General features: G+C 43.9%; 17 protein-coding genes and 1 pseudogene. 12 read left to right on the forward strand and 6 right to left on the reverse strand.

What is annotated here, in order from left to right:
• Positions 1–98: 98 nt before the first annotated feature.
• The 5 genes from AC0THY_RS10480 to AC0THY_RS10500 all read left to right on the forward strand — a co-directional run bounded on the left by AC0THY_RS10480 (position 99) and on the right by AC0THY_RS10500 (position 4,701).
• Positions 99–914, forward strand: a complete 816-nt coding sequence (locus AC0THY_RS10480) for a MerR family transcriptional regulator (protein ID WP_489990552.1) — start codon at positions 99–101, stop codon at positions 912–914.
• A gap of 221 nt (positions 915–1,135) precedes the next feature.
• Positions 1,136–1,486, forward strand: a complete 351-nt coding sequence (locus AC0THY_RS10485) for a DUF2200 domain-containing protein (RefSeq protein ID WP_489990553.1) — start codon at positions 1,136–1,138, stop codon at positions 1,484–1,486.
• Positions 1,487–1,589: 103 nt separating this feature from the next.
• Complete coding sequence (locus AC0THY_RS10490; protein WP_489990554.1) at positions 1,590–2,171, forward strand: helix-turn-helix domain-containing protein; 582 nt, start codon at positions 1,590–1,592, stop codon at positions 2,169–2,171.
• A gap of 123 nt (positions 2,172–2,294) precedes the next feature.
• Positions 2,295–2,750: a helix-turn-helix transcriptional regulator gene (locus tag AC0THY_RS10495; protein WP_489990555.1), complete on the forward strand. Its 456-nt coding sequence runs from the start codon at positions 2,295–2,297 to the stop codon at positions 2,748–2,750.
• A 226-nt stretch (positions 2,751–2,976) separates the two neighbouring features.
• The gene (locus AC0THY_RS10500; protein WP_489990556.1) at positions 2,977–4,701 is read left to right on the forward strand and encodes a phospho-sugar mutase; all 1,725 of its coding nucleotides are present in this window, start codon (positions 2,977–2,979) and stop codon (positions 4,699–4,701) included.
• A 77-nt stretch (positions 4,702–4,778) separates the two neighbouring features.
• Here AC0THY_RS10500 and AC0THY_RS10505 read toward each other — a convergent pair whose 3' ends face one another.
• Positions 4,779–5,246: a TspO/MBR family protein gene (locus tag AC0THY_RS10505; protein ID WP_489990557.1), complete on the reverse strand. Its 468-nt coding sequence runs from the start codon at positions 5,244–5,246 to the stop codon at positions 4,779–4,781.
• A 165-nt stretch (positions 5,247–5,411) separates the two neighbouring features.
• Here AC0THY_RS10505 and AC0THY_RS10510 point away from each other — a divergent pair, with 165 nt between their 5' ends.
• Genes AC0THY_RS10510 through AC0THY_RS10520 form a run of 3 tightly spaced genes read left to right on the forward strand, consistent with a single transcriptional unit; the run spans position 5,412 to position 6,625 of the window.
• Positions 5,412–5,627: a hypothetical protein gene (locus tag AC0THY_RS10510; protein ID WP_489990558.1), complete on the forward strand. Its 216-nt coding sequence runs from the start codon at positions 5,412–5,414 to the stop codon at positions 5,625–5,627.
• A 32-nt stretch (positions 5,628–5,659) separates the two neighbouring features.
• Entirely contained in the window at positions 5,660–6,271 is a 612-nt protein-coding gene (locus tag AC0THY_RS10515; RefSeq protein ID WP_489990559.1) for a DNA-3-methyladenine glycosylase I, read from the forward strand.
• Between the two features lie 18 nt (positions 6,272–6,289).
• Positions 6,290–6,625 (forward strand): MmcQ/YjbR family DNA-binding protein, encoded by a 336-nt coding sequence (locus AC0THY_RS10520; RefSeq protein ID WP_489990560.1) that lies wholly within the window; start codon positions 6,290–6,292, stop codon positions 6,623–6,625.
• A gap of 13 nt (positions 6,626–6,638) precedes the next feature.
• On the opposite strand, the gene AC0THY_RS10525 is transcribed toward AC0THY_RS10520, so the two are convergent.
• On the reverse strand, positions 6,639–7,724 hold the full coding sequence (locus AC0THY_RS10525; RefSeq protein ID WP_489990561.1) for a CdaR family transcriptional regulator: 1,086 nt from the start codon (positions 7,722–7,724) through the stop codon (positions 6,639–6,641).
• A gap of 206 nt (positions 7,725–7,930) precedes the next feature.
• Here AC0THY_RS10525 and AC0THY_RS10530 point away from each other — a divergent pair, with 206 nt between their 5' ends.
• Entirely contained in the window at positions 7,931–9,079 is a 1,149-nt protein-coding gene (locus AC0THY_RS10530; protein ID WP_489990562.1) for a glycerate kinase family protein, read from the forward strand.
• Between the two features lie 234 nt (positions 9,080–9,313).
• Here the strand turns inward: AC0THY_RS10530 and AC0THY_RS10535 are convergent, their stop codons facing one another.
• The 3 genes from AC0THY_RS10535 to AC0THY_RS10545 form a co-directional block, all read right to left on the reverse strand.
• The gene (locus AC0THY_RS10535; RefSeq protein ID WP_489990563.1) at positions 9,314–9,721 is read right to left on the reverse strand and encodes a VOC family protein; all 408 of its coding nucleotides are present in this window, start codon (positions 9,719–9,721) and stop codon (positions 9,314–9,316) included.
• A gap of 48 nt (positions 9,722–9,769) precedes the next feature.
• A complete protein-coding gene (locus AC0THY_RS10540; protein ID WP_489990564.1) occupies positions 9,770–10,603 on the reverse strand; it encodes a helix-turn-helix domain-containing protein in 834 nt (277 codons plus the stop codon).
• 102 nt (positions 10,604–10,705) lie between these two features.
• Positions 10,706–11,182, reverse strand: coding sequence for an MGMT family protein (locus tag AC0THY_RS10545; RefSeq protein WP_489990565.1), 477 nt, complete (start codon positions 11,180–11,182; stop codon positions 10,706–10,708).
• Between the two features lie 427 nt (positions 11,183–11,609).
• On the opposite strand from AC0THY_RS10545, the gene AC0THY_RS10550 reads away from it, so the two are divergent.
• Positions 11,610–12,377: an alpha/beta fold hydrolase gene (locus tag AC0THY_RS10550; RefSeq protein WP_489990566.1), complete on the forward strand. Its 768-nt coding sequence runs from the start codon at positions 11,610–11,612 to the stop codon at positions 12,375–12,377.
• A gap of 132 nt (positions 12,378–12,509) precedes the next feature.
• Here AC0THY_RS10550 and AC0THY_RS10555 read toward each other — a convergent pair.
• Positions 12,510–12,605, reverse strand: a pseudogene (locus AC0THY_RS10555) (winged helix-turn-helix transcriptional regulator); the annotation flags it as partial.
• Between the two features lie 53 nt (positions 12,606–12,658).
• Between AC0THY_RS10555 and AC0THY_RS10560 the strand changes: the two are divergent.
• Together AC0THY_RS10560 and AC0THY_RS10565 are read left to right on the forward strand one after the other, a co-directional pair.
• Complete coding sequence (locus AC0THY_RS10560; RefSeq protein WP_489990567.1) at positions 12,659–12,952, forward strand: hypothetical protein; 294 nt, start codon at positions 12,659–12,661, stop codon at positions 12,950–12,952.
• Between the two features lie 327 nt (positions 12,953–13,279).
• The gene (locus AC0THY_RS10565) at positions 13,280–13,765 is read left to right on the forward strand and encodes a GNAT family N-acetyltransferase (protein WP_489990568.1); all 486 of its coding nucleotides are present in this window, start codon (positions 13,280–13,282) and stop codon (positions 13,763–13,765) included.
• The last annotated feature ends 3 nt before the right edge of the window (positions 13,766–13,768 follow it).

Consider the following 13,768-nt stretch of genomic DNA (forward strand, 5'->3'; position numbering starts at 1 on the left):
CTTGTTCTGTAAGTATCAGCTCTTATAAAATTTTTAAATTTGTTCTTGACATTACCCCTAACTGGAACGTGTATAGTGGAATACGAAGGGAGGGAACCATGTATTCAATAGGAGAATTCTCAAAGATTGGAAGTGTTTCAACAAAAACGTTGCGTTACTATGATGAGATTGGTCTTTTGCACCCGGCCAGTGTAGATAAAGACAATCGTTACCGATATTACGCAGAAGAACAGGTTGATGAAATATTATATATTTCAGAACTGAAAACCTTTGATCTGCGCCTGGAACAGATTAAAGCGGTTATGGAAAGCAACGATAAATCCCTTTTGGAACATTTCCTCAAAGAGCGTATCGGGCAGTTGAATGTCCAGATACAGGAAAATATTCGGTTACGGCAATGCATTGAAAGAAAAGTGCAGGAAATCCAGTTAGGAGGAACAGTGATGAAAGAAATGACAAATTTAGCAGTAGAGGTGAAGAATTTTGAGCCAGTTTGTGTTATGAGCAAAAAGGCAACAATTGAAATCAATCAGATCAGTACCGTAATTGGCAGTGTATTTGAAGAAATTTTCAAAAATGGTTTTAAGCCCCAGGGCCCGGTTATGACGTTTTATTTGGATGAGGAATTCCAGCATGAGCATTCCAATATAGAAGTGTGTATACCGATTGCGCCCGGCGGAAAAACGGAGGGAATCAATGGGGTAAAGACGATCAATCCAGGTCTTTGTGCAATGTGCACCTATGTTGGCGAATACTCCAAACTTGGTAAGGCATATGCTGCGGTTCTCAAATGGATCGAGGAAAATCAGTATCATCTTGCTTTTGCCCCGTTTGACATTTATATCAACAATCCCCAGGAAATCAGTAATCCGCAGGAATTGATAACTGAGGTGTGGTTTCCGATTAAAAAATAAATCATGCCTATGACTAATTTTATATTCAAGTGTGTACAGTTCCCTCCTGCTAAAAGCAGGGGGAATTGTACGTTACTGTTCACACGTTCACAGTAACAATTGTACATTATAAAGTTAATCAATGGGGCATGGGATGTTGATATAATTACCGTTCCTTGCTATACTTAATAACAGAAGAAAAAGACACTGGTCAATAGATGATTTTAGAAGGGTATTGAATAATGGAAAATGAAAAAGTCTATCTTATGAGTTTCGCAAAAATCTATCCTCTTTTGTTGAACAAGGCAGTGAGAAAAGGGCGTACTGTGAATGAGGTAAACGAAGTCATATGCTGGCTGACAGGTTACAGTGTGGAAGAAATCGAGAAGGCAATAAGTAATGCGGTCAGTTATAAAGATTTTTTTCAGAATGCACCTGAGTTGAATCCGAATAGAAAATTGATTAAAGGTCTTATCTGTGGGGTACGCATTGAGGATATTGAGGAACCTCTGATGCAAGAAATAAGATACCTGGATAAGTTGATTGAGGAGTTGGCAAAAGGCAGGAAAATGGAGAAAATTCTGCGCAATTAATGAAATATTCTGGCCTGTCAGGAAATATTCTACGCTTCGTAGGTTGATGAAAGATGCGAAAGCAAATAAGATATACTCATCAACAAGAAAAGAGGTATATGTTATGGGATATGTGACAGGAGACACAGTAAAGATTTTGCGGGAAAAGAAGAAGATCACGCAGAGGGAGCTGGCAGACACCATTCATGTGAGTGATAAGACGGTTTCGAAATGGGAAACCGGCAAGGGGCTTCCTGATATCAGTATGATAGACGAATTAGCAAGAGCCCTGGGAGTGTCGATTGCAGAATTATTGACCGGTGACCTGAGAGCAAATGAGAACCAGTCGGCAAACATGAAAAAAACACATTTTTATATCTGCCCCATCTGCGGGAATATTATCACTGCTGTGGGGCAGGGCAGTTTTTCCTGCTGCGGGATTACTCTGCCTGAGCAGGAGGCGGAAAAATGTAGTGGAAATCACTTGATTGGCGTAGAGACAGTGGATGACGAGTATTCCGTGACAATACAGCACCCAATGGAGAAGGGACATTATATATCGTTTATCGCATATGTGACATCCGGCTCTCTTGAGCTGGCAAAATTATATCCGGAACAGGATATTTCCGTGAGATTCAGAAAAAAAGGGCATGGGATTCTCTATGCATTCTGCAACAAACATGGAATGTTTCAGAAATTGTTATGATTTGTACCAGACTTCCACACCAAATAATGTTAGGATAAAGTGCATAATTGCAAGATAGAATTGGTAGATTCTTTTTCTCTTTGCAGCTATACTGGTATCATACTTAATTTGGAGGTGGAACCTATGGATCTGGGAAACAGTTTATTTAATGCAAGAAAAAAGAGTGGATTGTCACAGGAGGAGGTTGCGGAGAAACTGGGGGTGAGCAGACAGACGATTTCCAAGTGGGAGACGGATGAGACACTTCCTGATATACGCCAGTCCAAAAAATTAGCGGTTTTGTATCACGTGTCTTTGGATGAGCTGATCGATTTTGACGTGGACTTAAAAGAGATCGAGCGGGTCATAGAAAATACCAGTGAAGAGAAGCAGAAAAATATTGATTGGACAAAGGTCTGGGGGAAGAAATATCCGGTCCTGACAACTTACCAGAAGGAGGTAAAAGTCAGTGATTTCGCTGGCAGACTGCGGGAACTGCTGGATCGTCTAAAAAGGGAGTACGGGTACAGCCAGATGGATGCACTTTTAGTTTTAAAAGATATACTGGCCCATGTTTGGAATGAGGAAGGAAATCGTTGACTTCCGAATAATGTCCTGATGGGATAGGGAAAAGTCAGCCGGATGGCTGACTTTTCCCGTCTTACTTAAAATTTCATTTATCCGGATGAAAATGGTTCTGCAGACGTTGATTTTTCGTTAAAATAATGTTAAATTTAACAAGAAAAACAGCAGTGTCGGGCACAGAGAAATCAGTATCCCTCACTGACATCAGGTCAAACGACACATCTATATGAGGAGGAATACAATGGGGTACATGGAAGTTTATAAAAAGTGGTGTACAGATTCTTATTTTGATAAAGACACACAGGCAGAGCTGAGAGCACTGGAGGGAAATGAAAAGGAGATTGAGGACCGTTTCTACCGCCAGCTGGAGTTTGGAACAGGGGGCTTAAGAGGGATCATCGGCGCCGGAACCAACCGCATGAACATCTATACCGTGCGCAAGGCTACCCAGGGGCTGGCAAACTATATCCTTTCCCAAAATGGACAGGAGAAAGGTGTTGCAATTGCATACGATTCCAGAAGAATGTCACCGGAATTTGCCAGGGAGGCAGCGCTCTGCCTGAATGCAAACGGAATCAGGACTTTTTTGTTTGAGACTTTACGACCCACACCGGAATTGTCCTTTGCGGTCAGGGAACTGGGGTGCATTGCCGGGATTGTGATCACAGCCAGCCACAATCCCAGGGAGTATAATGGATATAAGGTTTATTGGGAGGACGGCGCTCAGATTACGCCGCCCCATGATAAAAATATCCTGGCAGAGGTGGAAAAGGTGACAGACTTTCATCAGGTAAAGACCATGTCTGAGGACGAGGCGCGTGTACAAGGACGGTTTGGGATAATTGGAACTGATTTTGACAGAAAGTATCTGGAGCAGCTCAAAGCACAGAGCATTCACCCGGAGATGATAAAAGAGGCTGCCAGGGATATGAAAATAGTCTATACACCCCTCCACGGAACAGGAAATATTCCGGTGCGGAGAGTCCTGAGGGAACTTGGGTTTGAGCATGTTTATGTTGTGGAGGAGCAGAAGCTGCCGGATGGAAATTTTCCAACAGTGGCTTACCCAAACCCGGAGGATGAGAAAGCGTGGACATGTGCGCTGAAGCTGGCCAGGGAGGTGGAGGCGGATTTGGTTCTGGCCACAGACCCGGATGCGGACCGTCTGGGGGTTTACGTAAAAGATGCAAAGAGCGGAGAATATATAAGCTTTACCGGAAATATGTCAGGTATGCTGATTGCTGAGTATATTTTGCGGGAGAGAACAAAAACCGGAACTATGCCGCAAAATCCGGTGCTGGTGGAGACCATCGTGACCACGGATATGGCAAAAGCCATTGCCAGGGAGTACCATACGCAGTTGAGAGAGGTACTCACCGGATTTAAGTATATCGGGGAGCAGATCAAGCTCTTTGAGCAGAGCGGCTCCGGCCAGTATGTGTTTGGGTTGGAGGAGAGCTACGGATGCCTGGCTGGGACCTATGCCCGGGACAAGGATGCCTGCGTAGCTGTCATGATGCTCTGCGAGGCTGCCGCTTACTATCGGATGCAGGGAAAGACCCTCTGGGATGCCATGCTGGACATGTACAATAAGTACGGATACTATAAGGAGGGGCTGGCAACCCTGACCCTTAAGGGGATTGACGGCGCACGGCAGATTCAGGAGATGATGGCGGATAAGAGGAGCAATCCACCCATAGAGCTGGGAGGTTTTAAAGTACTTGCGTTCCGTGATTATCAGGACGATGTCAGAAAAGACCTGGTATCTGGCGAGACACGCCCCACAGGGCTTCCAAAGTCAAATGTACTCTATTTTGAACTGGAAGACAATGCATGGTGCTGTGTAAGGCCGTCGGGAACAGAGCCTAAGATTAAGTTTTATTTTGGCGTGAAAGGAAGTTCCCTTGAGGATGCAGAGGGGAAGCTGGAGTATCTGAAAAGAGAGATGCTGGGGGAATCGAATTAAATGACGATGTGGCAGTGGGGGCGGAGAGAAATCGGTATCCCCCACTGACAAGAAGTCAATCAACGCATCGAGAGATGTTATCGGTTCAGAAACCAAACGCCCAGATTAAGGTAAGCGGCAAATATCAGCCAAAGCAGGTAAGGAATCTGCAGGTAGCCTGCAAGGGGATTGATGCTGCTAAATTGGCGGATCATCAGAAGAACCAGTACAATCAGCAGAAGAATCCAAAAGAAAGAGAACAGTCTCCAATCCAACCCGAAGAAGAAAATGGTCCAGAAAAAGTTAACTGCAAGCTGAGCAGCATAGATTTTTAAGGCATCCTCCTTTCGTGCATCCTTGGATTGGTAGATGAGTGCAGAGCTGATACCCATGAGCACATACAAAATAGGCCACACAATACCGAAAACAAATCCCGGAGGGGATAGGGGCGGTTTTGCAAGCTCTGTATATTGAGCCATGCCATTCATACCCAGTAAAGCAGACAGAGCACCTACTGCCAATGGAATTAATATGGAAATAATAAATACCTTTTTCGAACTGCGCATGTGAGAGCAACCTCCATTGCTTTAATTATACTAATTATATGCATCAGGTAGACTATTTATATGTTTAACCAGAATAAGGGAGGATTCTCAACGCATCGAAAGATGTAGTCGCACTCGGTTAAATTACCGAGCGTGGACTGAAACAGCATATCATAAGGGGGACAGATGAAAAAAGAAAATTATTACAAATTATTTTACGGGGTGAGTATTTTATTTGCTGTGGGGTTTGCGATAGGATTACTGGCAGATTACGTTGTCTATGATGAAAGGGCCTACTCTGCACCTTTTTATGTCTTTGCGCTGGCCAGAGGCATAGAGTTTTTGATTCCTGGTATGATTGCACTGGGAGCTGCTATTTTCATGAAGAAAAAATACAGATAGGCGAACTTAGTACAGCAGAGGAGGAAATACAGATGGAACAGCAAGATACAAGAAACCGTTGTGAATGGTGTCTTTGCAATGAGAAGATGAAGAAATACCATGATGAGGAGTGGGGAGTTCCTCTTTTTGACGACCGCAAACAGTTCGAATTTCTGATGATGGAGGTTATGCAGTGCGGTTTAAATTGGAACATGATGATACAAAAGAAGGAAATTTTCCGCAGCTGTTTCGACGGATTTGCCTTTGACCTGGTGGCAGACTACGGGGAGGAGGACATTGTGCGCATTCTGGAGACAGAGGGGATGATAAGGTCGCGCCGCAAAATTGAGGCAGTGATCCACAATGCAAAATGTTTTCAGGAAGTCCGCAGGGAGTTTGGAAGTTTCAGCGAATATCTGTGGGGATTTTCCAAAGGGAAACCCATCATCTATGCTGCACATCATAGGGGGCATATGCCCTCCAGCAACGTATTTTCGGACAGGGTCAGCAAGGATCTGAAAAAGCGTGGATTTAAATACCTGGGTTCTGTGACTGTATACTCGCACCTTCAGGCCTGCGGTATCATCAATGATCACTTTAAGGACTGCTTCCGTTTTCAGGAGATACTGGACCAGTATCCGATTATACATAGACGGAAAGACTAGTTGGCAGGGAGAGAGCTTATGGTTAAGAGAGAAGAAGTGCTGGAGTATGGATTGACTTTTAAAGATGTATACTTGGATACTCCCTTTCATGACGACAACTGGGTACTTATACGGTCCAGGAAAAATAAAAAGGCATTTGTCTGGACCTATGAGCGGGAAGGACACATTTGGGTGAATGTGAAGGTTGATCCCCAGTGGAGAGACTTCTGGAGGGAAGCGTACGCCTCGGTGCTGCCTGGATACCACCAGAATAAAGAGCACTGGAACTCCATCATCCTGGATGGAACCATCCCGGATGAGGAGATCAGGAGGATGATTGGGGAGAGCTATGATCTGGTGGTAAAGAAAAGGTAAGCTTTTGCTGAAACTACCGGCGCAGCTTTACCGCCAGATACAAAAGCACGCCGTCCCGGAACTTTCTGGGATTGAACCCAGACTTCCGGTATATCCGGTCAAGCTTATTTTGAACCGTATTCTTGTGGAGAAAGAGTTTTTTACAAGTTCCAAGCAAAGATGCATCCTCCTCAAAGTAGGTTAACAGCAGAGTGACTTCTTCTTCGGTGAGCGAGGAGAGCATTTTCTCCAAAAAAGTATCCCGGCTTCCTGCATCTACACAGGAGAGAATCACTTCCAGGGCCAATTTGTCGAAAACGCTATAGTTCTCCTCAGAATCCGACAGACTTTTTAGAGCCCTTTCAGAGGAGGCATAGGAATCAGCAAGTTGGGGGAGATAGGTGCTTTTTCCCACTGCGATCTTCACATGACCGCTGTGGGAGGAGGCAAACTGTTTTAAAAGATATTCGGATTCTATAAAACACTGTTCATCCACTATGGCCAGGTGCTCATCCGGATAGTCGTAAGTGTGCAGCTTGATATCCGCCCGTCCGAACATTTGAAGGATCTGGGGACGTAAGGCAGACATATCTGTCAGATAGTTTTGACCAATCAGGTGGATGAGAACGACCCGGTATCTCAGAGCAGGGGCGATTCCCCAGCGGCTCTGCAGGTCTTCCAGGTGCTTGGTATCCAAGGCGCCTGGGGTGAGGAGGTTATGTATCAGGTAGTGGCGTTCTTCCTCCTGGGTACGGCGGAAGGCATTCAGTTCCTTCTCACGTATCAGCAGGAGCGTTATCCTCTCAGCCAGATGGGCATATTTTCGAACTGCTTCGGGTGCACCTGTGATACCAATGACTGCAATGACAGAGTCATGATAGTAGACAGGCAAATTTACTCCCTGCTGTGTTCCCGCAAAACAGTCGTTTTCTTTTACCTCTATAGTACGTCTCTCCATGGCCGCCTTTTTTCCAATCTCATGAAAACCGCCAATCCTTTTTTCATCTGTGCTTGCAAAAATAATCCCGGAACAGTCTATAAAATTAACATTCTGGCCGCAGACATCTTTTACGGTATAAACGATCTGCTGGCCAAGTTTTTTGTCTATATGAAATTTCAAGAGGCCCTCCTTTATAGTGCACAAGAATGACTCATCGTTCTTGCCGATCAGCGTGCGTTAAGTTTAGCTTCTCTTTTTAAGTATACCAGAAAAAGAGTATAAGTACTATAAAAAATAACAATTAGCAATAATTAATAGTAAAGAGAACATTTCTTTTTGATGTCAGATACATTATATTTAAAGAAAAAGGAAAGGTAGGGAAGGAAATGAGAGTAGTCATAGCGATTGATTCATTAAAAGGAAGTCTGACATCTTTACAGGCTGGAGAAGCAGTTTCAAGAGGAATCCGGCGTGTAGATCCGGAAGCGGATATTCAGGTTAGGCCTCTGGCTGATGGTGGAGAAGGCACTGTTGACGCGCTGGTAAGCGGTATGAACGGGAGAAAGAGGAGGCTTACAGTGACGGGGCCGCTGGGGCACCCTGTTGAATGTGAATACGGAATAATCGAAACGAGTAACACGGCGGTTATCGAAATGTCCGGGGCAGCAGGAATCACCTTGGTTGCGGAAAAGGACAGAAATCCACTGTATACCACCACCTATGGAGTGGGGGAAGTGATAAGAGATGCCATTACAAATGGATGCAGAACCTTTATTGTAGGAATCGGCGGAAGTGCCACAAACGATGGAGGAGTCGGAATGCTGCAGGCATTGGGATATGAATTTCGAAATGCAGAAGGCAGGGCGGTATCCCCCGGAGCCATAGGACTGGAGGAGTTATACAGCATTACAGATGAAAATGTACTGCCGGAATTAAAAGAGTGTGTATTTAAAATTGCATGTGACGTAACCAATCCCCTTTGCGGTCCCGCAGGGTGCAGCGCGGTATACGGACCGCAGAAAGGAGCAACCCCTTCCATGATCCGGGAGATGGACGGGTGGCTGCACAATTACGCGAATCTTGCCAAGAAACAATATGATAAAGCTGATCCCGAATATCCGGGTGCAGGCGCAGCAGGAGGCCTGGGATTTGCGTTTCTCACTTTTACAAACGCAGTACTCGAGTCAGGGATTCAAATCATTTTAGAAGAGACGAAGCTGGAATCCTATATTCAAAGCGCAGATGTGGTCATCACCGGTGAAGGGCGTCTGGATGGACAGACTGCCATGGGAAAAGCCCCGGTTGGCGTGGCAAAAATGGCGAAAAAATATGGGAAACCAGTTATCGCATTTGCGGGCAGTGTTACACAGGATGCAGGAGCGTGCAATCAAAACGGCATCGATGCATTTTTTCCCATCCTCAGAAAAATAGTAACTTTACAGGAGGCCATGAACCCGCAAAATGCACAAAACAATATGGCGGACACAGCAGAACAAGTAATGCGCTTATGGAATATTTCTTTCAACTTAAAATAAGTTAATATTAAATAACTGTCCAAACCAGTGTGCTGTACCGTTGACAATTCGCATATCTGAACTGCCTATGACGTTATCTGATGCGTTGTCATCAATCGACGCAGCGACCGCTACGTCTCTTTTGTCGGCTTTGCAGAATAACGCCATATTCAGCACAGATACACGAAAGGTCAATGGTACAGTACACTTGCCAACCGGAAACAGGGCTCTGGTTGGCAGTCCGGCACGGTTAAATTATACATTACCGGCATCATTTAATTCAAAAAGATTACCTTCCGGGTCTCTAAAATAGGTGCAACGCATACCCCATGCTTCAATGTATTGGGGCTCTCCCAGAAAAATCACGCCCGCTTTTTTCAGACGGGAATAGTCTGCATCTAAGTCTAGCGTGGGGATAACCGCCACAATAGTATCAGGCTGTGTGGTAACATTTGGCTGTTTATATCCCCGAAACATAGGCATGGCCTCTCCTGTAAAAATAGCAAAGCAAGGTGTTGTATTTTCACTTACAGCAAAAGAAGTGTAAGGTCCGTTTCTGTCACCCCAAACTACAGTTAAGCCAAGCTTCTCTGTATAAAAATCAAAGCATTCTCCATAATCTCTGCGCACTAAAACACGAATGGTTGTTTCATTGAATTTCATCTCTATTAACCTCTCCTTCTGTTTTATCATTACAGAGGTATTATAGCTTTAGAATTTTGCTATTTCACTGTAAAAATCGGACATGTGGGTTCTATATTGTTGAGGTGTAATATTACATACAATTTTAAAATCCTTTACAAAGTGTGAGACATCATAATACCCTAGCTTTTCACATACCATATCCAGTGTATTAGCATTTTCATTTAGAAGTTGAAAAGATTTATTTATTCTTACCAATCTGGAAAAAGATTTTATACTCATGCCAATATGCAGATTAAACAGTCTGTTTAAATGTCTTGGACAGTAAAAAGTCTTTTCTGAAAGGTCAGCAGAAGTAATAACGCCCTCCATTTGAATGATTGTTTTAATGGCAAGAGCAAGCTCCTTAGGATATTGGAACAGAATGCTTTGAAGAATGACTTCTTCAAATTGAAACAATAACTCATCTACAGATAAAGAAGTTTTAAAAATCTCTTCCATTGCTGTATTCAAGGAATGGTCAATCATTGAAAAGGGGATGATCTTATCAGTCAAATCATTTTGTGTGATTTTTTTTAAAGGGTAAAATCCTGCAGGCTGAAATTCGATAATGAATATGGTATTACATTTATTCGCAATATTTCCTACTTTGACTGATTTTGTGGTTGGTCCAAACAATAGACTGTGAAGTTCAGTGTTATAATAGAATAATACAAGTGTTACGCTGCCATGAGGCATAATGGTGTAATCATCTGAGATAATTGTACTGTTAGGAAATGTAATTGTAAAATTCGATATAATATTTTTCAGCTTTTCACACGGAAGCAAGTAGGCAAAATTTTCATCGTGAATAAGTAGTTCTCTATTTTCAGATATATGCATTAAACTGCTTTTATTTATCATTCAAAGCCCCATCCTTTTGGCATTTCTATTCTGTGAAAAAAATCTAGGGATATTTCAACACCAATATCACCGCCCGATGCTCACGGGACAAATGTCTTACCACTACAGCGTATAGAGTGCATCTTCGTAATCTTTTACATAATACCGAAAGTTTTTCCTACCCCTGCAGACAATCACATGCCCTTCTGACTCCAGCAATCTTCTCTGTTCCCCAACCCCGCCGGGGTATTTCGGGTTCAGTTCTCCATGAACCTTCAGAGTCCGCCAGTAAGGGGTTTTCTCCATTGTTCTCTGATAGCTTGCCCAGGCTGCAATGGATGTAAAAATACCAGCAGTGATCGGGTCTGTAAAATCTGCATTATTATTCCTGGCAAAATATTCCCGGATCATTCCAACGGTAATCAACTGCCCATAAGGAACGCACTTCATTACCTCATCATAAGCGATGGGGGGAGCAAAGTACATTTTTTCACCCCCATATTTCTGAATGCTGGCCGGGTCCGTAATAATCTGAATCTTTGGCATTCCGGTATCTTTGTGCAACATAGCGTTAAAGTCTTTCTTATCTTCATTTTCCATAGCTCAATATCTCCTTCTTCGCATATAGGTTTTAGATAACTATTTATCAGGTGTGTAGAGTTACTGCTCAGCTGAGGCGTGCAGGGGTCGAATAATTATTCAGTTAAGATTTACCTACAGCATAATATATTGATGCAAATTATGCAATGAGACAGTTTAAATAATATATCGTAATCGAAAAAGAAAAGTATTCACCACAAAAATTAAGTAGTATTCATAAATATATATGATATACTGGAATATAGCAAAAGAAGAGGAGGTTGAGAAGTATGGGGATTTGGATAAAAATGCGTTAAGGGCAGGGCTTTTGAAATTTCCAGAGGCCTTGCTAATCACTAGTGTACTGTACCGCTGATAATTAGCACCGATATATTTAAAATCAATGGTACTTACGAGCAGATAAATACAGAACGATTAGGAGGCTTATATGGCATATTTTAGCTATCAAAATAAAAAAATATATTATGAGGAAACTGGGACAGGCAAGCCAGTTGTACTACTGCATGGAAACACGGCATCATCAAAAATGTTTGAACTGTTGATGCCTCTGTATGAGAGACACTATAAGGTTATTCGCATTGATTTCCTGGGCCATGGAAAATCGGACAGGCTGAAGTGGTTTCCACCGGATCTGTGGCTGGAGGAAGCCAGGCAGACAATCGCACTTCTAGAGTATTTGAATTACGGTCCTGCTGCGCTTATCGGGACCAGCGGCGGAGCCTATGTGGCTGTCAACGTGGGGCTTGTCCGGCCTGATCTGACCGCGGCTGTTGTGGCGGACAGCTTTGACGGCAGGACTCTGGAAGATGATTTTGCAGAGAAACTGCTAAAGGAGCGAAAAGAAGCCAGGACAGATGAGCAGGCGCTTATGTTTTATGAATGGTGCCAGGGAGAGGATTGGGAATCAGTGGTTGATTTGGATACAGAGTCGCTGGTTCGCTGCGCACGGGAGAAATGGCCGCTGTTCTTTCGAACCTTCCGGGAATTAAAGGTGCCTCTGCTGCTCATGGGAAGCAGACAGGATGAGATGTCAAGAGGGGACCTGATGGAAGAATATGAAGCAATTTCCAAAGAGACGGGAGGAGAAATTTGTATGTTTGACAGCGGCTTTCATCCCGCAATTGTATCCAATGCGGAAAAAGCGGCAGAGGTGATAATAAAATTTTTGAGCCAGGCATGCATTCCAGAGAAGTAGTATACCAGGGCACTTTTTCGTGCTTATACCACTGCAAGGTGCGTACTTTTTCTTTTTGAAAACAGATCTATAATACAAATAGAGAGTTCCCCACTTATATGCTTTCGGAGCTAAAGAGGGGAACTTTCTCTTAAGCAGGTCACGGATAATGAGTACCTTCCATTTATCCCCAATATGCTGCAGGGTCATTTCAACCGGACAGTCAGGGATTTTTTTAAAGTTTTCCATAAATAAGGCTTCCCGGCGGCTTTTACTGTCCGGTCTGCGGCAGGCCAATGAGTATGAACCTCAGAATGGATCACACTTTTGTGGAGGATGAGGGATGGCATCAGGCGGCAGAACGGTATTCGGAATTTCTTGAGCAGCATAAGAGGCAAAAGACGCTGTTCCTTGATTTGGGCACGGGCATGAACACGCCGGGGATCATAAAATATCCTTTTTGGAAAATGACGGCGGAAAATCCGCGGGCAATGTATGCCTGTATCAACAAAGGGGAAGCCTATTGTCCAAAAGACATCGAGAAACAGTCAATCTGTATTGATGAGGATATTGAGGCAGTTTTTAGGTTACTGTGAACCAGGCAGGTAACATGCAAACAACAGAGAATCAAAAAGAGGTGTGAAAGATGAGAGAAGATGAACAAAATTGTGGAGTGGACGGGGAGCCGAATACCCAGGAGGAGCGCTTGAGCTATCTGCTGTATCTCTACAGGAGAGTTCCATTTTCCAAATGATTTGGCAGCTCGGATAGCTGTGGACACAGTGGAAGAATATCTGGAGCACAGCAATTTTAAGAGGATTGTCTTTAATGTGTTTAAGGACTGCGACTGGAGGCTGTACAGTGCGCTGCTGGGTTTCTAACCGGATAGGAAAGCACTAAAGCAATAAAGGGGAGAGCAGAACATGGCGAAAACGGAGATCAGAAAATATCGGACAGACGACCTTGAGGAGATTATGGAGCTGTTTTACAATACAGTGCATACCGTCAACAGAAGGGATTACAACTCCCGTCAGCTAAATGCCTGGGCCGGAGCACACCCTGATCCAGTTATATGGGATCAATCGCTGAGGGAACATTATAGTCTGGTGGCATGGAGGGATGGAGTGATCACAGGCTTTGGGGACATGGATTTTACAGGCTATTTGGACCGACTCTATGTGCACCGGGAGTATCAGGGGCAGGGGATTGCCACGCTGCTCTGCGGTGAACTGGAGAGCTGGGCAGGGAAAAAACAGATAACGGTCCATGCATCCATAACAGCTAAGACATTCTTTGAGCGCAGGGGTTATCAGGTGGTGCGAGAGCAGCAGGTGGAGAGAAGCGGTGTTTTTCTCACAAACTATGTTATGATTAAAGGACATGTCCGCTGTCCGGGACTTTCACAGTAAGAG

This window comes from Ruminococcus sp. 8Y-12 (genome assembly GCF_058119865.1).